We start from the raw sequence: 20,947 nt of genomic DNA, 5'->3' as shown, positions 1-20,947 counted from the left end.
CCCATGGCGGAAACATCTACCGTCGCCAGGCCCTACGCCAGGGCAGCATTCGAGTACGCCCGCGATCACGAGGCGCTTGACGTCTGGGCCGACGTGTTGGTCAAGCTGGGCCGGGTCGCCGCCGTGCGTGATGTGCAGAAACTCTTGATGCATCCCGGCCTCACGGCCGAGCGCAAGGTGGCGTTACTGCTCGAGCTGGCCGAGGTCGATACCGACGAGGCGGTCCGCCGCTTTCTCGAGACCCTGGGTGTCAAGAATCGTCTCCCGGCGCTGACGGCCATTGCCGAACAGTTCGAGCGGCTACGTGCAGAGCTCGAGCAGCGCGTCGATGTCACCGTGGTGTCGGCCTATCCGCTCGACGACAAGCAGCAGAACAAGCTCGCCGGTGCGCTCAAGAAGCGCCTGAATCGCGAAATCTCCATTACCACTCAGGTGGACCCGGCGCTTCTCGGCGGCGTTATCCTGCGTGCCGGCGATACCGTCATCGACGGGTCGGTACGTGGTCGATTAACGCGCCTTTCCGAAGCCCTTACCGCTTGAGTCCGAGGGACATGGCATGCAGCAACTGAATCCTTCCGAGATCAGCGACATCATCAAGCAGCGTATCGAGAAGCTGGATGTCGCATCTGAAGCCCGCAATCAGGGCACCATCGTCAGCGTTTCCGACGGCATCGTGAAAGTTCACGGGCTCGAAGATGCAATGTTCGGTGAAATGATCGAATTCCCCGGCAGCATCTTCGGCATGGTGCTCAACCTCGAGCGCGACTCGGTGGGCATCGTGGTGCTCGGCGACTACCAGGAGCTCGAAGAGGGCATGACGGCCCAGTGCACCGGGCGCATTCTCGAAGTACCGGTGGGTCCCGAGCTGTGCGGTCGCGTCGTCGACGCGCTCGGCATTCCCATCGACGGCAAGGGCGATATCAGCACCACGCTCACCGATGCGGTCGAGAAGGTCGCGCCGGGCGTCATCACGCGTCAGTCCGTCGACCAGCCGATCCAGACGGGCTTCAAGTCCATCGACGCCATGGTGCCGATCGGTCGTGGCCAGCGCGAGCTGATCATCGGCGACCGCCAGATCGGCAAGTCGGCCATCGCTATCGACGCGATCATCAACCAGAAGGGCAAGGGCGTCACCTGCGTCTACGTGGCCATCGGCCAGAAGCAGTCGACCATTGCCAACGTGGTGCGCAAGCTCGAAGAGCACGGTGCCATGGAGCACACCATCGTGGTCGCCGCCGGCGCTGCCGACCCGGCGCCGATGCAGTTCCTCGCCCCCTATTCCGGCTGCACCATGGGTGAGTATTTCCGCGACCGTGGCGAAGACGCCCTGATCGTCTATGACGATCTCTCCAAGCAGGCCGTGGCCTATCGTCAGGTCTCGCTGTTGCTGCGTCGTCCGCCGGGGCGCGAGGCCTACCCGGGTGACGTCTTCTACCTGCACTCGCGCCTGCTCGAGCGTGCCGCTCGCGTCAACGTCGACTACGTCGAGAAGTTCACCAATGGCGAGGTCAAGGGCAAGACCGGCTCGCTGACGGCCCTGCCGATCATCGAGACCCAGGGCGGCGACGTCTCGGCGTTCGTTCCGACCAACGTGATCTCGATCACCGATGGTCAGATCTTTCTCGAGACCGACCTGTTCAACTCGGGGATCCGGCCGGCCATCAACGCCGGTCTCTCGGTGTCGCGTGTCGGTGGCTCGGCCCAGACCAAGATCATCAAGAAGCTCGGTGGTAGCGTGCGCCTGGCCCTCGCTCAGTATCGCGAACTGGCGGCCTTCGCCCAGTTCGCCTCCGACCTGGACGAAGCCACCCGCAAGCAGCTGGAGCACGGGCAGCGCGTCACCGAGCTGATGAAGCAGAATCAGTACTCGCCGATGTCGGTGGCCGAGATGGCCGTCTCCCTTTACGCGGCCAACGAAGGTCACCTGGAGGACGTCGAAGTCAGCAAGGTGCTGCCTTTCGAGCGCGCCCTGCGCGACTTCATGAAGGCCGAGTACAGCGAGCTGCTCGACAAGATCAACCAGACCGGCGACTACGACGACGAGATCAAGAGCGGTCTGAAAGAGGGTCTCGACAAGTTCAAGGCCACTCAGAGCTGGTAATCCCATTGGTTCGCCCCCTTGGGGCGGGCCCTGGAGCTTTCTGAGTGCCACGAACGGAGTAGATCGCTATGGCAGCTGCAAAAGAGATACGCACCCAGATCGGGAGCATCAAGAACACGCAGAAGATCACCAGCGCCATGGAAATGGTGGCTGCGTCGAAGATGCGCAAGGCTCAGGAGCTGATGAAGGCCGGTCAGCCCTATGCGCGTCAGATCCGTAGCGTCGTGGGCCACATCGCCGATGCCAATCCGGAGTACAAGCATCCGTGGATGATCGAGCGTGAGGCCAAGCGAGTCGGCTACATCGTCGTCTCCACCGATCGCGGGCTTTGCGGCGGTCTGAACGTCAACCTGTTCAAGACCGTGGTCAAGGACGCGCGAGACTGGCGCAACGACGGTGCCGAGCTGGATTTCTGCGCGTTAGGCCGCAAGGCAGGTAGCTTCTTCCGCAGCTACGGGGGCAACCTGGTGGCGGCGAAGAGCGGCCTTGGGGAGTCGCCGGAAGTCGACGACCTGATCGGCAGCGTGAAAGTGATGCTGGATGCCTACGACGAGGGCCAGCTGGACCGGATTTACGTGGTGTACAACGAATTCGTCAACACCATGGTCCAGCAGCCGGTGGTACGCCAGTTGTTGCCGCTGTCGCCCGAGATGGGCAGGGATCCCGACGACGAACAACACAAGCGTCCCGGTAGCTGGGACTACCTGTATGAGCCGGATGCCAAGGCGCTTCTGGATAGCCTGCTGGTGCGTTTCGTCGAATCGCAGGTCTATCAGGCGGTGGTCGAGAACGGGGCCTGCGAGCAGGCCGCGCGGATGATTGCCATGAAGAGCGCCACCGACAATGCGGGCGGTCTGATCGACGACCTGGAAATGGTCTACAACAAGGCCCGCCAGGCCGCCATTACCCAGGAAATCTCCGAGATCGTCGGTGGCGCCGCCGCCGTTTAGCGTCGGGGAGGGTGCGACCCTCCCGGCAAGCAGGTTTCATTTGCAGGTATTTGAGAGGAACCAAGATGAGCGGACGTATCGTACAAATCATCGGCGCGGTGATTGACGTAGAGTTTCCGCGGGACGATGTTCCCAAGGTCTACGACGCGCTGACGGTCTCGGAAGTCGGGACCGTTCTGGAGACCCAGCAGCAGCTGGGTGATGGCGTGGTGCGCACCATCGCCATGGGCTCTACCGAAGGGCTCAAGCGCGGCATGGCGGTCGACAACAGCGGTGCCGCGATTTCCGTGCCCGTGGGTACGGAGACGCTGGGTCGCATCATGAACGTGCTCGGCGAGCCCATCGACGAGGCAGGCGAGATCGGCGAGGCCGAGCGCATGCCGATTCACCGCAAGGCGCCCGGCTATGCCGACCAGGCCGCTGCCGAAGAACTGCTGGAAACAGGCATCAAGGTCATCGACCTGGTCTGCCCGTTTGCCAAGGGCGGCAAGGTCGGCCTGTTCGGCGGTGCCGGCGTGGGCAAGACGGTCAACATGATGGAGCTTATCCGCAACATCGCCACCGAGCACAGCGGTTACTCCGTGTTCGCCGGCGTGGGTGAGCGGACCCGCGAGGGTAACGACTTCTATCACGAGATGACCGAATCCAACGTTATCGACAAGGTATCGCTGGTCTACGGTCAGATGAACGAGCCGCCCGGCAACCGCCTGCGCGTCGCGCTGACCGGCCTGACCATCGCCGAGAAGTTCCGCGATGAAGGCCGCGACGTGCTGCTGTTCGTCGACAACATCTACCGCTATACACTGGCCGGTACCGAGGTCTCGGCACTGCTGGGACGTATGCCGTCGGCGGTAGGTTACCAGCCGACCCTGGCCGAAGAGATGGGCCTGCTTCAGGAGCGCATCACCTCGACCAAGACCGGCTCGATCACCTCCGTGCAGGCCGTTTACGTGCCGGCGGATGACTTGACCGACCCGTCACCGGCGACCACCTTCGCCCACCTGGATGCGACCGTGGTATTGGCGCGCTCGATTGCCGAGCTGGGTATCTACCCGGCCATCGACCCGCTGGATTCCACCTCGCGCCAGCTCGACCCGCTGGTCGTGGGCGAGGAGCACTACAACACCGCGCGTGGCGTGCAGGGGGTGCTGCAGCGCTACAAGGAGCTCAAGGACATCATCGCCATCCTGGGGATGGACGAGCTGTCCGACGAGGACAAGCGGTCCGTGTACCGGGCACGCAAGATCCAGCGCTTCCTGTCACAGCCGTTCTTCGTCGCCGAGGTCTTCACCGGCTCGCCCGGCAAGTACGTGTCGCTCAAGGAAACCATTCGTGGCTTCCAGGGCATCCTCGACGGCGAGTACGACGAGCTGCCGGAACAGGCCTTCTATATGGTCGGCACCATCGACGAGGCCGTCGAGAAAGCCAACCAGATGAAGTAATCCCTTCCACCCGGGAGACGTCGTCATGACGAAAAGCTTCAAATGCGAGATCGTCAGTGCCCAGGAAGGCATCTTCTCTGGGGAGATCGAGCGGATCATCGCCAATGGCCTGATGGGCGAGCTGGGGATTCTTCCCGGCCACGCCCCGCTGCTGACCGAGCTCCAGCCGGGGCCGGTGCGGGTGATCTACGATGGCGGCCAGGAGGAGAGCTACTACGTCTCGGGAGGCTTCCTGGAAGTCCAGCCCGACGTGGTGACCATCCTGGCCGATGCGGCGACCCGTGCGCACGACATCAATGAAGCGGCCGCCGAAGAGGCCCGCCAGCAAGCGCTGAAACACCTGAATGACAAGTCATCCGAGCTTGACTATACCCGCGCCTCGGCCGAGCTTGCCGAAGCGGTAGCACAGCTGCGGACCATTCAGCAATTGCGCAAGAAGGCCGGCGGTAAGAGCTGAGCAAGCTCATCATGCTGATTGACGCCCCCCGGACCCGGTTCGGGGGGCGTTTTTTATAGTGCGCCCCCGCGCTACTCAGCGCTTCCTGAGACAGTAACGGGCGGACATCACGCTCCGGCTTGTGTATCCTCTTCACGGTCTTAAACGCGGGTCTCCCCGTCTCCGTTCCTTCAGCAGGAAGTTTCATGGATTGGCTCCAGATCGTCGTTCTTTCTATCGTTCAAGGACTGACCGAGTTCCTGCCGGTATCCAGCTCCGCCCACTTGATTCTGGTACCGGTCTTTTCCGATTGGGGCGATCAGGGCCTGGCCTTCGATGTGGCGCTGCATCTGGGCAGCTTGACGGCGGTAGTGCTCTATTTCCGCCACGAGCTGGTCACCATGACGCGCAGCTGGGGCATCAGTGTGGCGGGCAGGGGCACCGACGATGATGCCCGTCTGGCCTGGTGGGTGCTCCTGGCCACCATCCCGGTGGCGCTCGCCGGCCTGACCTTCCACGACACCATCGAGACGGCCATGCGCTCGCCGCTGATACTGGCCGGCGGGTTGATCGTCTTTGGCATCCTGCTGGGGTATGCCGACTGGCGCCACCGGGGGTCGCGCAGCGAATACAGCATGAGCTGGGTCGACGTGCTGTGGATCGGCATCGCCCAGGCGCTGGCACTGATCCCCGGTACCTCGCGTTCGGGGATTACCATGACCGCGGCGCTGCTGCTCGGGCTGAATCGCGAGGCGTCGGCGCGCTTCTCCTTTCTGTTGTCGATTCCGGTGATCGTGCTGGCCGCGGGGCTCGAGATCGTCAACCTGGTTGAGGCGTCCATTCCGGTGGACGCTGGTGACATGGTGCTGGGCGCGCTGGTGTCGGGTCTCAGCGCCTACCTGTGCATTCACTATTTTCTGGCCTTTATCCGTCGCCTCGGCATGCAGCCCTTCGTGGTCTACCGGCTGCTTCTCGGCGTTGCCCTGCTGTGGCTGTTCGGCTAGCCGCCTGTTTCATGCCTCGACGGAGACTGTTCACGATGTTGCCGATGCGCCGCTTGCCATGGTATCTGGTCCTGCTGCTGGTGTTGCTGGCCGGCTGCTCGGAGCGTGACCGCCCGCTGGAGTCGCCAGTCAAGCTTGGAGGCGAGATCTTCGGCACCTTCTATCAGGTATCGATCGCCGACCCGCTGACCCTGGGCGAGGCCGACGCGCTGGAGGAAGGGATCGTTGCCGAGCTCGAAGCGGTAGATACGGCCATGTCCACCTGGCGCGAGGATTCGGAGCTCTCGGCCTTCAATGACGCGCCCGTGGGCGAGTGGCAACCGCTCTCCGACGAGCTGATCGAAGTGCTCTCGATCAGTCAGTCGGTGGGTGAGGCCAGCGACGGCGCCTTGGATATCACCATCGGCGGACTGGTGAACCTGTGGAGTTTCGGCCCCGAGGCGCGACCCCGCGAGACGCCGGATGACGAGACCCTGGCGACACGGCTGGCCGAGATCGGCCCCGACAGCCTCGAGCTGGATGTGGAATCGCGCCAGGCACGACGTGTCCGGGATGTCTTTATCGATCTTTCCGCGGTGGCCAAGGGCCATGCCACCGACCGCGTCGCGAACTACCTGGCGCGCCAGGGCATGGAGCACTACCTGGTCAACCTCGGCGGTGACTTGCTGGCCCAAGGGTATCGGGACCGGGAAGATACGCCATGGCAGATCGGTATCGAAAGACCCCATAATGGACCGCAGCAGGCGCGGCATATCCTCCCGCTGCACGATATTTCGGTGGCCACTTCGGGCGATTATCGCAACTACTTCGAGGCGGAGGGGCAACGTTATTCACATACCCTGGATCCCCGCACCGGGCGTCCCATCGAGCATCGCCTGGCCTCGGTGACGGTGGCTCACCCCTCCAACGCCTGGGCGGATGCCTGGGCCACGGCCTTGATGGTGCTCGGCGACGAACAGGGCATGAGGGTGGCCCGCGACCAGCAGCTCGAGGTGCTGATGATCGTGCGCGACGATGATGACGGCTGGCGCAGTCGTGTCAGCCCTGCGTTCGCCACGCGCTTCGGCGAGGCGCTGGTCGAGGAAGAGGGCCTCGAGGTCATCAATGAGAGGTGACCCTGTCGGTCCGGTGATAAACGTCCGGCCCGCCTGAATTCGTTAAACTGGTAATAACGACCAACCGTCAAGGAGTTACGATGAGCCTCGATGTGGTGATCCTCGCGGCCGGACAAGGCAGTCGCATGTGTTCCACCCGGCCCAAGGTGGTCCACCGCCTGGCCGGCAAGCCGATGGTGCGACATGTCATCGATACGGCTCGCGGGCTACAGGCCGAGCGTACCCACGTGGTGGTGGGGCACGGCGCCGAGCATGTACGTGAAGCACTCGCCGACTATCCGGTGCATTTCGCCGTGCAGACCGAGCAGAAAGGCACCGGCCATGCCGTGGCCCAGGCGCTGGAAGGGCTGGGCAACGGCAAGGTGCTGGTGCTCTACGGTGATGTGCCGCTGATTCGCCGCGAAACGCTGGCGAAGCTGCTCGAGAGCGTCGACGAACAGCATCTCGGACTGCTGACCGTCACCCTGGAGAACCCGGGGGGGTATGGTCGTATCCTGCGCAATGGCGACGGCGAGGCGGTGGCAATTGCCGAGCACAAGGATGCCAGTGACTCACAGCGAGCGATCCGCGAGTGCAATACCGGTATCATGGCGATGACCGCCCAGCAATTGCAGCGATGGTTGCCGAGGCTCTCCGCCGATAACGCCCAGGGCGAATATTACCTCACCGATATCATCGCCATGGCCGCCGGCGAAGGGGTCACGATCGTTACCACCCAGCCCGTCAGGACGCGTGAGGTCGAGGGGGTCAATAACCGTGCTGAACTGGCGCGCCTCGAGCGAGCCTACCAGCGCGACCTGGCCGAGGGGCTGATGGCGGATGGCGTGGCGCTTCTTGATCCGGATCGCCTGGATATCCGGGGTACGCTGACCTGTGGCCACGACGTGGAGATCGATGTCGGCTGCGTCTTCGAGGGCAACGTCGAGCTGGGAGAAGGGGTGCGCATCGGCCCGTACTGCGTGATCCGCGACAGTCATGTCGGCGCCGAATCGGTGATCGAATCGCACAGCGTGCTCGACGGGGCGGTCGTGGCCGGCCGCAACCATGTTGGCCCCTTTGCGCGCCTGCGGCCGGGGTCGCGGCTGGCGGTCGGGGCGAAAATCGGCAACTTCGTCGAGACCAAGAACGTCGAGGTCGGCGAGGGTAGCAAGATCAATCATCTGAGTTACGTCGGCGACGCTCGCCTGGGCCGCAACGTCAATCTGGGCGCCGGGACCATCACCTGCAATTACGATGGCGCCAACAAGCATCGCACCGAGATCGATGACGAGGCCTTCATCGGCTCGAACACTGCGCTGGTGGCGCCGGTCAGCGTCGGTAAAGGGGCGACGGTGGGGGCGGGGTCGACGATCAGCAAGGATGTCGCCGATGGTGCCCTGTGCGTGTCACGCAGCCGCCAGATCAGCAAGCCTGGCTGGGCGCGGCCCACCAAGCGTTCGTCATAGTCGCTGGTGTATTTCCAGCCCAGTAACAAGGAGAAGTGGCATGTGTGGAATCGTCGGTGCTGTTGCCGAGCGCAATGTTCAGGGCATCCTGCTCGAAGGCCTCAAGCGACTCGAGTATCGCGGCTATGATTCGGCAGGCATGGTAGTCCAGTCGCCCGATGGCAACCTCAAGCGCCAGCGGGCGGCGGGCAAAGTGGCGGCGCTCGAGGAGCGTCTGGCCGCCGAAGCGCTGCCGGGCCACTGTGGCATTGCCCATACGCGCTGGGCGACCCATGGCCGGCCCACCGAGACCAACGCGCATCCGCACCAGTCCGGCGAACGACTGGCGGTGGTGCACAACGGCATCATCGAGAACCATGAAACGCTGCGTCGCGAGCTGATTGCCAGCGGCTACGCCTTCAGCTCGGAAACCGATACCGAAGTAGTGGCTCATCTGGTGGACCAGGAATCCCGCGTCGGCGATGACCTGTTCGATGCGGTGAAACGAACCCTGGCGAAACTCGATGGTGCCTATGCGCTGGCGGTGATGAACGCCCAGGACCCCGATGTCATCATCGGCGCGCGCAAGGGCAGCCCACTGGTCGTCGGCGTAGGCATCGACGAGGCTTTCCTGGGGTCGGACCCGCTGGCGTTGCTGCAGGTCACCGACCGCTTCATCTATCTGGAAGAGGGTGATCTGGTGCGCCTGTCACGCGGAGGCGCTATCGAGATTCACGATAGCTCGGGCCGGGTGGTCGAGCGTCCGGTGCAGACCTTCGAGCATGGCGACGGCGCCGCCAGCAAGGGCGAGTTCCGCCATTTCATGCTCAAGGAGATCCATGAGCAACCGGCGGTGATTGCCGCTACGCTGGAAGCCCGTCTGGGCGAGCGAAGGGTGCTGGTGGAGAGCTTCGGCCCCGAGGCCGCTGCCTTGTTCGACCGCGTCAAGCAGGTGCATATCGTGGCCTGTGGCACCAGCTATCATGCCGGTATGGTGGCGCGCTACTGGCTCGAGCGTTTCGCCGGTGTTCCGGTACAGGTAGAGGTCGCGTCCGAATACCGCTATCGCCGGGTGGTAGTGCCTGAGGGAACGCTGTTCGTGACGCTTTCGCAATCCGGCGAGACCGCCGATACCCTGGCGGCGCTGCGCTTCGCGCGCGCTAGCGGCTATCTGGGCAGCCTGGCGATCTGCAACGTGCCGGGAAGCTCGCTGGTGCGTGAGTCGGACCTGACCCTGATGACCCACGCCGGGCCAGAAATCGGCGTGGCCTCCACCAAGGCCTTCACCACCCAACTCGTCGCGCTGATGTTGTTTACCCTGGCGCTGGGCCGGATAAAGGGCCTGGACGAGGCTGTGCAGGCCGAGCTGGTGGCGGCCTTGAGGGGCCTACCGGCGCTGGTCACGCGAGTCCTCGCGCTGGACAGCCAGATCGAGTCGCTCTCCACCGCTTTCGCCGAGAAGCACCATGCGCTCTTTCTGGGACGCGGTGTGCACTTCCCCATCGCCCTGGAAGGGGCGCTGAAGCTCAAGGAAATCTCCTATATCCATGCCGAGGCCTATCCGGCCGGCGAGCTGAAGCACGGTCCTTTGGCCCTAGTGGACAGCGAGATGCCGGTCATTTCGGTGGCGCCCAATGACGAGCTGCTCGACAAGCTAAAGTCCAACCTGCAGGAGGTCAGGGCTCGGGGCGGCGAGCTTTACGTGTTCGCCGACGAGCATGTGGCGCTGGAGGAGGCGGAGGGCATTCATGTGCTGCGCCTGCCGCACGTTCACGAGGCCCTGGCGCCGATTCTCTATACCCTGCCGCTGCAACTGCTCAGCTATCACGTGGCGGTGCTCAAGGGCACCGACGTCGACCAGCCGCGTAACCTGGCCAAGTCGGTGACGGTGGAGTAAACCCGATGCCGCGCCTGCATCTTGGCCTGCCGATGTGGGCCAACGACGCCTGGCGTGGCGGGCTCTATCCGCCCCATGCCGGCAGCGATGGCTGGTTGGGCGATTACGCGCGGGTCTTTTCCAGCGTGGAGGGCAATACCACCTTCTACAGTGGCGCCCCGCGCGCCGAGACGGTAGCGGCCTGGGCCCGGCAGACGCCCGCCGGGTTTCGCTTCTGTTTCAAACTGCCGGCACGGTTGACCCATGAGCGGCGACTGGTGGGTATCGAGACGGAGTTCGAGGCATTTCTCGAGGCGCTGGCGCCATTGCATGATCGCCTGGGCCCGATGATGGTTCAGCTGCCCAGGGATTTCGGTATCGACGAGCTGCCACAGTTGGATCATCTGCTGTCTCACTGGCCCTCAGCAATCCCCTGTGCCGTCGAGGTGCGTCACAGTGATTTTTTCCACAAGGGGGCGGCGGAAATTGCGCTCAACCAATTGTTGATAAGTCAAGGCGTGGACCGGGTGATGCTCGATGTGCGGGCACTCTTCGCGGCGTCGGACAATGAGGCTCCGGTCGTTCACAAGGCTCGTCAGGAAAAGCCAAGACGCCCATTACACGTGCTTTCCACGGCAGAGAGACCGTTAGTGCGCTTCATCGGTCACTTGGATAGCGGGCTCAACGAGCGCTATTTCGAGCCTTGGATCGATCGACTCTGCCTGTGGATAAAACAGGGGAAAACCCCTTTTCTGTTTGTGCATACTCCGGATAATCGAGAGGCCCCTGAACTCGCCCGGCGCCTGTACTCGCGGCTTATCGAACGCTGTTCACTGCCGCCTCTCGCGCCCTTCGCCGGGGAGAGCCAGGCTCGACTGTTCTAGGCCGTTTCGTGCGTTCGTTTATCTCGCCATTCGGTGGCGTTCCCGTTCAATGCATTTCGTCTTCTACCCATTCATCGCTGGGCAACGCGGCAAGGTGTTGTGAGAGCTGCTTGAACTCCTTGTGTAATTCGATGCCCCGCCGCGCCCGTAAATTGCGCTGGGCGGCGGTGCGGGAGCGTTGCTCGTGTTCGGCGACTTGCATGCTCATGAAGATGTCGAGGAGTTCCGTCTTCAGGGAAGATAACCGTTCGACATTGCGCATGTTCAACTCTCCTAAAAGACTCGCGACACTGCAATTCTTACTATACCTCGCTTGACAGAATGATGACGGCGTGGGTGAAAAGCCACAACGTTATATTAACGCTAATGAAAATTACGGTCCGCAGGCCTCACTCGACTGGACGGTCCCCCTTACAGGTCGGCTTGGGGCATACTAGGGAGGTTTATTCGTTACCGTTTTCCACCGTCTTGCTCGTTACGTGGCGGGCGGTCTGCCTCCAAGGAGTGTCACGTGAGCCGTGCCCTGTTCGATGAGATGAGACGACGCATGGAGCATTTTCGTCGCTCCGAGCAGAAGGTCGCGCGTTTCGTGCTGCGCAACCCCGAAGACGTGATCCATATGCGTATCGTCGATCTGGCGACCGAAGCCAAGGTCAGCGAGCCCACCGTGGTACGCTTCTGCCGCGCCCTGGGATGCAATGGCTTTCAGGACTTCAAGCTGCAGCTCGCGCAGATGCTGGCCTCGGGCAGCCAGTTCGCCCAGTTCTCGATGAGCGACAGCGACTCGGTGGCGGAGTTTTCCCACAGCATCTTCGATTCCACCGTGGGAACCCTGCTGTCGGTGCGTGACCGTCTCGACAACGAGGCCCTCGGCCAGGCGATCAATGCCCTGGCGTTGGCCAACCGGGTGGAATTCTACGGGTATGGCGCCTCGGGGGCGGTGGCCTTCGATGCCCAGCACAAGTTCTTCCGCCTGCAGATCTCCACCGCCGCCCACGCCGACCCACACATGCAGAACATGTCGGCGGTGACGCTCAAGGAGGGCGACGTGGTAGTGGCGATCTCCCAGACCGGACGCACGCGCGCCCTGGTGGCCAGCGTGCGCCTGGCCCGCGAGGCCGGCGCCACGGTGATCGGGCTGTGCCCCAGCGGCTCGCCACTGGCCGAGGAGGTGACCCTGCCGCTGTATATCGATGTCCACGAGGACACCGAGATCTACACCCCCATGAGCTCGCGCATCGCCCATCTGGTGCTGATCGATGTGCTGGCGGTTGGCGTGGCCAAGACCCGTGGCCCGAAACTTGCCGAGCAGCTCCGCGAAGTGAAGAAGAGTCTCACGCCGCTGCGCTTCCCCGAGCCTCAGCGCAAGCCCTGAGCCCGCGCGGTAGGGCGATATGCTAAACTGGGCGCTCATTTTCGACTCGGCAATCGCTTTCCGCTATGGACGACGTCACGGCCATCCTCGATCACCTCAACACCGCCCAGCGCGAGGCCGTCAGCGCCCCCCAGGGCAACATGCTGGTGCTGGCCGGCGCCGGCTCAGGCAAGACCCGGGTGCTGGTCCATCGTATCGCCTGGCTGATGCAGGCCGAAGGGCTTTCGCCCTATGCGGTACTCGCCGTGACCTTCACCAACAAGGCGGCCCGCGAGATGCGCACCCGCCTGGAGGCATTGCTCGGCATCTCGCTGCGCCACGTGTGGGTCGGCACCTTTCACTCCATCGCCCACCGCCTGCTGCGAACCCACTGGCAGGACGCGCGGCTGCCCCAGCAATTCCAGATCATCGACTCCGACGACCAGTTGCGCCTGATCAAGCGTCTGCTCAAGGACTACCGCATCGACGACGAACGCTTCCCGCCGCGCCAGGTACAGTCGTTCATATCCGGCTGCAAGGAGGAAGGGCTGCGTCCTCACCAGGTCGACGCCCACGGCGATGCCTATCTCGGCCAGATGGTCGAGCTGTACGAGCGCTATCAGCTGACCTGCGATCGCGGTGGCCTGGTCGATTTCGGCGAGCTGCTGCTCAGAAGCCTGGAACTATTGCGTGACAACCCGGCGTTGCTCGCCCATTACCAGGAGCGCTTCGGGCATATGCTGGTCGACGAGTTCCAGGACACCAATACCCTGCAGTACGCCTGGCTCAAGCTGCTCTCCGGCATGCGCACGCCGATGACCGTGGTCGGCGACGACGACCAGTCGATCTACGGTTGGCGCGGCGCGCGGGTGGAGAACATCCGCCGCTTCGAGCAGGAATTCACCGATACCCGCACCGTGCGTCTGGAGCAGAACTACCGCTCGACCAGCGCCATCCTCGATGCCGCCAACGCCTTGATCAGTCACAACGCTGGACGCATGGGCAAGGAGCTGTGGACAGACGTCAGCCGTGGCGAACCGATCTCGCTGTATGCCGGCTTCAACGACCTCGACGAGGCGCGCTTCATCGTTGACACCATCAAGGAACGCGTCGATGAAGGCCATACGCGTCGCGAGATCGCCATCCTCTACCGTTCCAATGCCCAGTCCCGGGTGATCGAGGAAACGCTGATCCGCCAGGGCGTGCCTTACCGCATCTACGGCGGCCAGCGCTTCTACGAACGCCTGGAGATCAAGAATGCGCTGGCCTACCTGCGTCTGCTGCTCAACCGCGACGATGACGCCTCGCTCGAGCGGGTGATCAACGTGCCGGCCCGCGGCATCGGCACCCGCACCGTGGAGATCCTGCGCACCCGGGCTCGCCAGGCCGATGTCTCGCTATGGCAGGCGCTGCATGATGCCCTGCTCGATGCCTCGCTCAAGGGCCGCGCCGCCGCGACGACCCAGGCCTTCGCCGACCTGATCGAGCGCCTCGACAACGATACCGCCGGCCTTGCGCTCGACGAGATCATCGATCACGTCATGACGCGGACGGGGCTGATCGAGCATCATCGCAGCGAAAAGGGCGAGAAGGGTCAGGCGCGCGTCGAGAACCTCGAAGAGCTGGTCACGGCGGCCAAGGCGTTCATTCAGGGCGATGTGTTCGAGCCGCCGGTGGCCGGTGAGGGCGTAGTGGCGCTGGAGGCCTTCCTGGCCGAAGCCGCGCTGAACGCAGGCGACCATGAGGCCGAGGACTTCGAGGACAGCGTGCAGCTGATGACCCTGCACTCCGCCAAGGGACTCGAGTTCCCGGTGGTCTTCATCGCGGGCGTCGAGGAGGGGCTCTTCCCCCACCGGATGTCGATGGAAGAGCCGGGCCGCCTCGAGGAGGAGCGCCGGCTGTGCTACGTGGGCCTGACCCGCGCCATGCGCAAGCTTTACCTGACCCATGCCGAGCTCAGGCGCCTGCATGGCAAGGAGACCTTTCAGCGTCCTTCACGCTTTTTGCGCGAGATTCCCGCGGAATTTCTCGAGGAGGTCCGTCTGCGCGGCCAGATCTCGCGTCCGGTGACGACGTCTCGTCCCAGTCAGGGCTGGCGACAGAGCTCGGTCAACGGCGGCGATACGCTGCCATCGCTCTCGCTGGGCCAGCGGGTCAGCCATCCGGTGTTCGGCGAGGGCGTGATTCTCAACGCCGAGGGCGAGGGCGAACGGGCCCGGGTGCAGGTCAGCTTCGAGGGTGAGGGCGACAAGTGGCTGGTACTGGGATTCGCCAAGCTGACACCGCTGTGAACGGAGAAAGCGCATGCTGAAGAAATGGTTTCCCGAGCTGATGGACCAATGGTCGGCGCTTTCCGGCTATCAGCGTTTCGAGCGGCTGGTGTCGCTGGTGCTTACCATGGCGATCGGTGTCGTGGTGCTGGTGGCCATCTATTATCTGGTCCGCCACGTGATTGAACTGCTGTTCCTGCAGACCCGCGATCCGTTCGACTATCGCGTTTTCCAGGCAGTTTTCGATATGATCCTGACGGTATTGATCGCCATGGAATTCAACAATTCCATTGTGCGTACCATGGAAGGGCGCGGCAGCTTCATTCAGGTCGAGATCGTGGTATTGATCGCCGTCATGGCGTTGGTCAGGAAATTCATGGTGATGGACCTGGAAAGCATTGATCCCTGGATGATCGCCGCGCTGTCGGCGGCCGTGCTGGCGCTGGGCATCAGCTATTACTTGATCCGGCTCGGCAACAAGACCTCGCGCTGAACCGCTCCTCTCGGTTCCGCGACAACGGTGCCCTGTGAAGGCGCCATCAAAAAAACGCTACGGAGTCACGCCTCATGCAACGACGCAAGTTTCTCAAGACCATCGGCGTCAGTGCCGCCGCCGGCGCCACGGCACCCTTTGTCACCACGGTGAGCGCCCAGGAAACCATCACCTGGAACATGGTGACCTCCTGGCCTACCAACTTTCCTGCCCTGGGCACTGGTGCCAACGACTTCGCCGAGCGCATCGAGAAGCTTTCCAATGGCCGCATGCGCATCCGCGTGCACGGGGCCGGTGAACTGGTGCCACCGCTTGAAGTGTTCGATGCGGTATCGGCCGGTACCGCTGAAATGGGCCATTCCGCCTCCTACTACTGGCGCGGCAAGGTAGCGGCCTCGCAGTTCTTCACGGCCGTGCCCTTCGGCATGACCACCACCGAAACCAACGCCTGGCTCTATCATGGCGGTGGCCAGGCGCTGTGGGATGAGGTCTATGCTGGGCACAACCTCAAGCCCTTCCCAGTAGGCAACACCGGTACCCAGATGGGTGGCTGGTTCAAGGAGGAGGTCAACTCCCTGGAGGATATGCAAGGCCTCAAGTTGCGCCTGCCCGGCCTCGCCGGCGAGGCGATGAACGGTATCGGCGTCACCACGGTCAACATGCCCGGCAGCGAGATCTTCACTTCCATGCAGACCGGTGTGCTGGACGCCGCCGATTGGGTCGGTCCCTACAACGACCTGGCCTTCGGCCTGCATCAGGTAGCCAAGTATTACTATACCTCGGTGTGGAACGAGCCGAGTGCCGTCCTTGAAGGCACCGTCAACCTGGACGCCTGGAATGCCCTGCCGGACGATCTCAAGGACGTGGTCACCGAGGCGGCGCGAGCCTCCAACCTGGCGATGATCAGCGAGTTTGCCTATCGCAACGCCGAAGCGCTGGAGACCCTGGTCAACGAGCACGGCGTCGAGTTGCGCACCTTCCCCGAGGAGGTCATGGAAGCGCTCTATGCCTCCTCGATGGACGTCCTCCAGAAGCAGGTCGAGGACGATGAGCAATCCAGAAAGGTCTACGAGTCTTATCAGGCGTTTCAGAAGCGGGTGCGGCCATTCACCGATGTCGGTGAATACGCTTATCTGAAGGCGCGCGACAACGTTGCTGCCGACCGCTGAGGCGCGAGCAGCCGTGACGGCGGTTCGTTTGCTCAGTTTGTCTTGCGGACCGCGCGGATTCGTCCGTTATCGTCGAGCGCGACCATCACGAAGCAGGCCTCGGTGACCTTGTAGAGTTCCTCGGGGTCGCGTTCGTGGGGCGGCCGAATCCACACCTCCACATCGACCTTCACCGAGCTGTGGCCGATCTCGCGCACCTCGGTAAAGATATTGACCATGGAGCCCACGCGCACCGGGCAAAGGAAATCCATCGCCTCGATGGCCACGGTGGCGGTGCGGCCGAGGGCCTCGCGCCCGGCGGCCAGTTCGGCGGCCTGATCCATATGGGCAACCAGCCAGCCGCCGGCGATGTCGTCATGCAGATTGGCATCCTGACGGCTGGCCAGCAGCTTGAGGGTCAATCGGCCGCACGGTGCGGGAATATCATCGAGTTCGGTCATCGGCAAAGATCCAACTTGTTGTTGTGGGTATCGGCGTTCGGCGACATGGTAGCGGTTGCACCGGCTGCGCCACCAGCCTTGCGACATCATGACCCGGCCCGTCGGTTCAGGGGGACAGTTTCAGGGAGGCAGCATGCGAATCATGGCAAGGCGCTGGCGGTGGAGGCTCCTCGGTCTGCTGCTGGCAGCCTGGCTGCCTCTGGCGAGTGCCGACGACACCGTCGGTACGCTCGGCGCCATCGGCTCGGATACCCTGGCGGGACTGATGCTGCGTTGGGGGGAACAGCTCACCGAGCGCCATCCGGGGGTCCGTCTGCAGCTTCAGGCCAGCGGTTCGGCCAGCGCGCCGCCGGCCTTGATTGCCGGCACGACGCGATTGGGGCCGATGTCACGGCCCATGACCGATGACGAGCGGCGACGTTTCATTGAGCGTCACGGTTACCCGCCGACCGAGATCAAGATCGCCCGCGACGCCCTGGCGGTGGTGGTCCATCGTCACAACCCGCTGGCGTCGTTGAGCCTTGCCACCGTGGATGCCATCTTCTCCGACACGCGGCGCTGCGGTGGAGAGCGCGACATCACCCACTGGCACCAGTTGGGTATCGAGCAACCGGCCGGGCGTATCGAACTGCAGGGGCGCAATGCCGCCTCGGGGACCCACGGTCTGTTCCGGCGCCGTGCCCTGTGCGACGGTTATTTCCGCGTGCGCATCGATGAGCATCCCGGCTCGGCTGCGGTTGTCGAGGCCGTAGCGTCATCGTGGTCCGCCATGGGGTATGCGGGCCTCAACCACCTGACGCCGGGCGTTCGCGCGCTGGCCCTGAGCGACGATGAAAGTCACGCGGTCGCCCCGCACCCGGCGCAGGTGCGCTCGGGGGAGTATCCGCTGGCGCGTACCCTGTTTCTTTATGCCAACCTGCCGCCGGGTGAGACCTTGCCGGGCCCTGAACGTGCGCTGCTCGAGCAGATCCTCTCGGCCGAGGGACAGGCAACCGTGGCCGAACTGGGGTTCGTTACCCTCCCCGAGGCGACCCTGGCCATTCAGCGTCGCGAGCTGGGGCTGGAGGGAAGAGAGTGAGGCTGTCACGGTCCTGTCATGCGGTTGTCGTATTGTGGTGGTATAGCCCTCCAGAGCGGCAACCATGAGGGATGCTTTCCCACCATCGCGCTATCGACAGCGCCTGCGCCAAGGCGTCGATCGTTTGGCGACGGCCTTGATTACCGCCGGCGGGATCGGGGTGATCGTCGCGGTGCTGGGCATCGGCGTGTTCCTGGCAGTCGAGGTCGTGCCGTTGTTCTGGGCGTCCGGCGTGGCAGGCACGGTGAATATCGACGCGCTCTGGTTACCCCAGACCTATGCAGGTCTCGACACGCCGCAATTCCGCTGGCAACCCGCCGCTGCCATGCCGGACGAGACGCCGCGCTACAGCATGGCGCCGCTGGCCTGGGGGACGCTCAAGGCGGCGTTGTGGGCGCTGGTCATCGCGGTACCGCTGGCGCTGGGGGCGGCGATCCACTCGGCCATGTACATGCCACGGCGCCTGCGCAGCCGCCTCAAGCCGACCCTGGAGCTGATGGAGGCGCTGCCCGGCGTGGTGATCGGTTTTATCGCCGGGCTGGTGCTGGCGCCCTGGGTGGAGCGTCACTTGGCCGGCGCCTTCACCCTGGTACTGGTGATGATCCCCGGCCTGTTCGCCGCGGGGATGCTCCGCGCCCGCCTGCCAAGGCCGTGGCGCGCGCGCCTGACGCTGGGCTGGGCCGGCCTGTGGCTAATGCCCTGGCTGTTGCTGCTGGGCGTGGCCGCGTTCGAGCTGGCGCCTTGGCTGGAGGCTCGCTGGTTCGATGACGACTTGCGTGGCTGGCTGGCGACCCGTTTCGGGCTCGACTATGCCAGCCGCAATGCGCTGATCGTCGGTCTGGCCATGGGCATCGCCGTGATGCCGAGCATCTATGCGCTGGCCGAGGATGCCCTCTCCGGGGTGCCGTCGAGCCTTGCCGAGGGGGCCGAGGCGCTGGGCGCCACGCGCTGGCAGGCGCTGTGGCGCGTGGTGTTGCCGGCCGCCAGTCCCGGCGTGCTGTCGGCGGTGATGATCGGTGCCGGCCGCGCCGTCGGCGAGACCATGATCGTACTGATGGCCAGCGGCAACACCGCATTGATGACCCTGAGCCCGCTCGAGGGGATGCGCTCCCTGGCCGCCAGCATCGCCATCGAGTTGCCAGAAGCGGCACCCGGCGGCACCCACTATCGCCTGCTGCTGATGGCGGCACTGTTGCTGTTCGTCTTCACCTTCCTGGTCAATACCCTGGCCGAAGTGGTGCGCACCCGCTTGCGACGCCGCTACCGCCGCCTGGGAGGCGCCTGAGATGGCGATGTCGAAACAGCGCGGGTTCCCGCGCGGCGAGGGTCCCTGGCCCTGGTTGACGGCCGGCAGCGTGGCGATCTCGCTGCTGATGCTGGGGGCGCTGTTGCTGCTGCTGGCGGTACGTGGCCTGGGCCATTTCTGGCCCGCCCCGGTGACGCTGGTCGAGCTTCAGGATGGCAGCCGCTTCGCGGGCATGGCGGTGAAGGAGGCGCCGTTGCCGGGCGGTGGCGGTGAAGAGCGGCTCTATCACACCGCCAATCGCGACCTGGAAGGCAGCCCCTGGACCTGGGTGGAGGTAGCGACCATCGAGGCGGAGCGCCACCCCGATGATCTGGTGGTGCTGGAGCGCCAACGCTGGGGGGCGTTTCACGGTCGCCTGATGGCGCTACGAGGCGGTGATGACGGAGTGGAAGGGCAACGGAAAGTCGGTCGCGAAGACGCCCTGGTTGAGGGGGAAGCCGCCTGGCAAAGTCTCGTGGCACGCCTCGCCGAGCTCGAGGCCTTGCGCAACGAGCTGGCCAGGCTACGCGACGACACCATCCTGCCGTTGGCGTCACGCCTTGCCGACGGGGAGAACGCCACGCTTGCCGCTGAACTCGCTCGCGCCGAAGCGCGGCTGCGCGAGCTTCAGATGACCATGGAAAGCGGGGAGGTGCTATTGGAAAGCGTCGACGGCACACGCCTCTGGCAGCCGATCGAGGGTATCGTACGGGCCCAGCGGCCCAACGCCATGTCGGTCCCCGACAAGCTGGCGGCCTGGGGGCAGGGCGTGTGGCGCTTCCTCGCCGAAGGGCCACGGGCGGCCAACAGTGCCGGCGGCGTCTGGCCGGCGATTTTCGGCACCGTGTTGATGGTGCTGTTGATGTCGGTGCTGGTCGCTCCTTTCGGCGTGCTGGCGGCGATTTATCTCAACGAAGTCGCCCATCAGGGGCGCATGACCCGTCTGGTGCGGATCGCCGTGCGCAACCTGGCCGGGGTGCCGTCCATCGTCTATGGCGTCTTCGGGCTGGGGGTCTTCGTCTACGGGATCGGCGGCTCGCTGGATGAATGGTTCTTCGCCGACACCCTGCCGTCGCCGACCTTCGGCACCGGCGGGCTGCTGTGGGCCTCGCTGACCCTGGCGCTGCTGACGCTGCCGGTGGTGATCGTGGCCACCGAAGAGGGGCTGGCGCGGATTCCCGATCACCAACGCGAGGGTGCCCTGGCGCTGGGCGCCACGCGGCTGGAAATGCTCACGCGGGTGGTGCTGCCGATGGCGACGCCGGCGATGCTCACCGGCATGATCCTGGCGGTGGCGCGCGCCGCCGGTGAAGTGGCGCCGCTGATGCTCGTGGGGGTGGCCAAGCTGGCGCCGCAGGTGCCGGTGGATGGCAACTTTCCCTTCCTGCACCTGGAAAGGAAGTTCATGCACCTTGGCTATCATATCTATGATACGGCGTTTCATGGCAGTGATGTGCAGGCGGCGCTACCCCTGGCATACGCCACGGCTCTGTTGTTGGTGCTGGTAATTCTGGGGCTTAACCTGACTGCAATATTTCTGCGTCATCATCTGAGGTCGCGTCATGGCAGGCTACCGCGTCATTGAGCCGTGTCCGGACCAGGGAGAGTTGTTGAATGTCCGATTTG

At 64.0% G+C, this 20,947-nt stretch carries 19 protein-coding genes; 17 read left to right on the top strand and 2 right to left on the bottom strand.

The window, feature by feature from the left end:
* The first annotated feature begins 3 nt into the window (after nt 1-3).
* The 10 genes from BM341_RS05375 to BM341_RS05330 all read left to right on the top strand — a co-directional run bounded on the left by BM341_RS05375 (nt 4) and on the right by BM341_RS05330 (nt 11,232).
* Nucleotides 4-540, top strand: coding sequence for a F0F1 ATP synthase subunit delta (locus tag BM341_RS05375; protein WP_089793703.1), 537 nt, complete (start codon nt 4-6; stop codon nt 538-540).
* A gap of 16 nt (nt 541-556) precedes the next feature.
* A complete protein-coding gene (gene atpA / locus BM341_RS05370) occupies nt 557-2,101 on the top strand; it encodes a F0F1 ATP synthase subunit alpha (RefSeq protein ID WP_089793701.1) in 1,545 nt (514 codons plus the stop codon).
* 68 nt (nt 2,102-2,169) lie between these two features.
* The gene (gene atpG, locus BM341_RS05365) at nt 2,170-3,051 is read left to right on the top strand and encodes a F0F1 ATP synthase subunit gamma (RefSeq protein ID WP_089793699.1); all 882 of its coding nucleotides are present in this window, start codon (nt 2,170-2,172) and stop codon (nt 3,049-3,051) included.
* A gap of 65 nt (nt 3,052-3,116) precedes the next feature.
* Nucleotides 3,117-4,493, top strand: a complete 1,377-nt coding sequence (atpD, locus tag BM341_RS05360; RefSeq protein WP_089793697.1) for a F0F1 ATP synthase subunit beta — start codon at nt 3,117-3,119, stop codon at nt 4,491-4,493.
* Between the two features lie 25 nt (nt 4,494-4,518).
* Nucleotides 4,519-4,950 (top strand): F0F1 ATP synthase subunit epsilon, encoded by a 432-nt coding sequence (locus tag BM341_RS05355; RefSeq protein WP_089793695.1) that lies wholly within the window; start codon nt 4,519-4,521, stop codon nt 4,948-4,950.
* 185 nt (nt 4,951-5,135) lie between these two features.
* Complete coding sequence (locus tag BM341_RS05350) at nt 5,136-5,933, top strand: undecaprenyl-diphosphate phosphatase (protein ID WP_089793693.1); 798 nt, start codon at nt 5,136-5,138, stop codon at nt 5,931-5,933.
* Nucleotides 5,934-5,968: 35 nt separating this feature from the next.
* Nucleotides 5,969-7,048, top strand: coding sequence for an FAD:protein FMN transferase (locus BM341_RS05345; protein ID WP_089793691.1), 1,080 nt, complete (start codon nt 5,969-5,971; stop codon nt 7,046-7,048).
* A gap of 80 nt (nt 7,049-7,128) precedes the next feature.
* Entirely contained in the window at nt 7,129-8,493 is a 1,365-nt protein-coding gene (gene glmU, locus BM341_RS05340; RefSeq protein WP_089793689.1) for a bifunctional UDP-N-acetylglucosamine diphosphorylase/glucosamine-1-phosphate N-acetyltransferase GlmU, read from the top strand.
* 40 nt (nt 8,494-8,533) lie between these two features.
* On the top strand, nt 8,534-10,369 hold the full coding sequence (gene glmS, locus BM341_RS05335) for a glutamine--fructose-6-phosphate transaminase (isomerizing) (protein WP_089793687.1): 1,836 nt from the start codon (nt 8,534-8,536) through the stop codon (nt 10,367-10,369).
* Nucleotides 10,370-10,374: 5 nt separating this feature from the next.
* Complete coding sequence (locus BM341_RS05330) at nt 10,375-11,232, top strand: DUF72 domain-containing protein (protein WP_089793685.1); 858 nt, start codon at nt 10,375-10,377, stop codon at nt 11,230-11,232.
* Nucleotides 11,233-11,278: 46 nt separating this feature from the next.
* On the opposite strand, the gene BM341_RS05325 is transcribed toward BM341_RS05330, so the two are convergent.
* Nucleotides 11,279-11,494, bottom strand: coding sequence for a PA3496 family putative envelope integrity protein (locus BM341_RS05325; RefSeq protein WP_089793683.1), 216 nt, complete (start codon nt 11,492-11,494; stop codon nt 11,279-11,281).
* Nucleotides 11,495-11,743: 249 nt separating this feature from the next.
* Here BM341_RS05325 and hexR point away from each other — a divergent pair, with 249 nt between their 5' ends.
* The 4 genes from hexR to BM341_RS05305 all read left to right on the top strand — a co-directional run bounded on the left by hexR (nt 11,744) and on the right by BM341_RS05305 (nt 16,518).
* Nucleotides 11,744-12,607, top strand: a complete 864-nt coding sequence (hexR, locus tag BM341_RS05320) for a transcriptional regulator HexR (RefSeq protein ID WP_089793681.1) — start codon at nt 11,744-11,746, stop codon at nt 12,605-12,607.
* Nucleotides 12,608-12,672: 65 nt separating this feature from the next.
* Nucleotides 12,673-14,877, top strand: a complete 2,205-nt coding sequence (gene uvrD / locus BM341_RS05315) for a DNA helicase II (protein WP_089793679.1) — start codon at nt 12,673-12,675, stop codon at nt 14,875-14,877.
* Between the two features lie 13 nt (nt 14,878-14,890).
* Nucleotides 14,891-15,349, top strand: coding sequence for a phosphate-starvation-inducible PsiE family protein (locus BM341_RS05310; RefSeq protein WP_089793677.1), 459 nt, complete (start codon nt 14,891-14,893; stop codon nt 15,347-15,349).
* A gap of 74 nt (nt 15,350-15,423) precedes the next feature.
* Complete coding sequence (locus BM341_RS05305; RefSeq protein WP_089793675.1) at nt 15,424-16,518, top strand: TRAP transporter substrate-binding protein; 1,095 nt, start codon at nt 15,424-15,426, stop codon at nt 16,516-16,518.
* Between the two features lie 32 nt (nt 16,519-16,550).
* Here the strand turns inward: BM341_RS05305 and BM341_RS05300 are convergent, their stop codons facing one another.
* Nucleotides 16,551-16,958, bottom strand: a complete 408-nt coding sequence (locus tag BM341_RS05300) for an acyl-CoA thioesterase (protein WP_089793673.1) — start codon at nt 16,956-16,958, stop codon at nt 16,551-16,553.
* A 133-nt stretch (nt 16,959-17,091) separates the two neighbouring features.
* Here BM341_RS05300 and BM341_RS05295 point away from each other — a divergent pair, with 133 nt between their 5' ends.
* The 3 genes from BM341_RS05295 (at nt 17,092) to pstA (ending at nt 20,906) form a co-directional block, all read left to right on the top strand.
* Nucleotides 17,092-18,036 (top strand): PstS family phosphate ABC transporter substrate-binding protein, encoded by a 945-nt coding sequence (locus BM341_RS05295; protein ID WP_425431974.1) that lies wholly within the window; start codon nt 17,092-17,094, stop codon nt 18,034-18,036.
* Between the two features lie 64 nt (nt 18,037-18,100).
* Nucleotides 18,101-19,321 carry an ABC transporter permease subunit gene (locus BM341_RS05290; protein WP_089793671.1) on the top strand — a complete coding sequence of 407 codons (1,221 nt, stop codon included), beginning with the start codon at nt 18,101-18,103 and terminating at the stop codon, nt 19,319-19,321.
* A gap of 1 nt (nt 19,322) precedes the next feature.
* Nucleotides 19,323-20,906 (top strand): phosphate ABC transporter permease PstA, encoded by a 1,584-nt coding sequence (pstA, locus tag BM341_RS05285; RefSeq protein WP_089793669.1) that lies wholly within the window; start codon nt 19,323-19,325, stop codon nt 20,904-20,906.
* Nucleotides 20,907-20,947: the final 41 nt, after the last annotated feature.

It is taken from the genome of Halomonas korlensis (genome assembly GCF_900116705.1).
GTDB classification, from domain to species: domain Bacteria; phylum Pseudomonadota; class Gammaproteobacteria; order Pseudomonadales; family Halomonadaceae; genus Halomonas; species Halomonas korlensis.
Note: the sequence above shows the minus strand (reverse complement) of the source record. Positions and strands in the feature narration are given on the sequence as shown.

Bases quoted from the DNA above. Each gene is read 5' to 3' on its own strand.
- atpD (WP_089793697.1), top strand. From the start codon at position 3,117: ATGAGCGGACGTATCGTACAAATCATCGGCGCGGTGATTGACGTAGAG.
- BM341_RS05375 (WP_089793703.1), top strand. From the start codon at position 4: ATGGCGGAAACATCTACCGTCGCCAGGCCCTACGCCAGGGCAGCATTC.
- BM341_RS05330 (WP_089793685.1), top strand. From the start codon at position 10,375: ATGCCGCGCCTGCATCTTGGCCTGCCGATGTGGGCCAACGACGCCTGG.
- BM341_RS05295 (WP_425431974.1), top strand. From the start codon at position 17,092: ATGCGAATCATGGCAAGGCGCTGGCGGTGGAGGCTCCTCGGTCTGCTG.
- BM341_RS05350 (WP_089793693.1), top strand. From the start codon at position 5,136: ATGGATTGGCTCCAGATCGTCGTTCTTTCTATCGTTCAAGGACTGACC.
- pstA (WP_089793669.1), top strand. From the start codon at position 19,323: ATGGCGATGTCGAAACAGCGCGGGTTCCCGCGCGGCGAGGGTCCCTGG.
- BM341_RS05345 (WP_089793691.1), top strand. From the start codon at position 5,969: ATGTTGCCGATGCGCCGCTTGCCATGGTATCTGGTCCTGCTGCTGGTG.
- glmS (WP_089793687.1), top strand. From the start codon at position 8,534: ATGTGTGGAATCGTCGGTGCTGTTGCCGAGCGCAATGTTCAGGGCATC.
- BM341_RS05300 (WP_089793673.1), bottom strand. From the start codon at position 16,958: ATGACCGAACTCGATGATATTCCCGCACCGTGCGGCCGATTGACCCTC.
- glmU (WP_089793689.1), top strand. From the start codon at position 7,129: ATGAGCCTCGATGTGGTGATCCTCGCGGCCGGACAAGGCAGTCGCATG.
- atpA (WP_089793701.1), top strand. From the start codon at position 557: ATGCAGCAACTGAATCCTTCCGAGATCAGCGACATCATCAAGCAGCGT.
- BM341_RS05290 (WP_089793671.1), top strand. From the start codon at position 18,101: ATGAGGGATGCTTTCCCACCATCGCGCTATCGACAGCGCCTGCGCCAA.
- BM341_RS05355 (WP_089793695.1), top strand. From the start codon at position 4,519: ATGACGAAAAGCTTCAAATGCGAGATCGTCAGTGCCCAGGAAGGCATC.
- atpG (WP_089793699.1), top strand. From the start codon at position 2,170: ATGGCAGCTGCAAAAGAGATACGCACCCAGATCGGGAGCATCAAGAAC.
- uvrD (WP_089793679.1), top strand. From the start codon at position 12,673: ATGGACGACGTCACGGCCATCCTCGATCACCTCAACACCGCCCAGCGC.
- BM341_RS05325 (WP_089793683.1), bottom strand. From the start codon at position 11,494: ATGCGCAATGTCGAACGGTTATCTTCCCTGAAGACGGAACTCCTCGAC.
- BM341_RS05305 (WP_089793675.1), top strand. From the start codon at position 15,424: ATGCAACGACGCAAGTTTCTCAAGACCATCGGCGTCAGTGCCGCCGCC.
- BM341_RS05310 (WP_089793677.1), top strand. From the start codon at position 14,891: ATGCTGAAGAAATGGTTTCCCGAGCTGATGGACCAATGGTCGGCGCTT.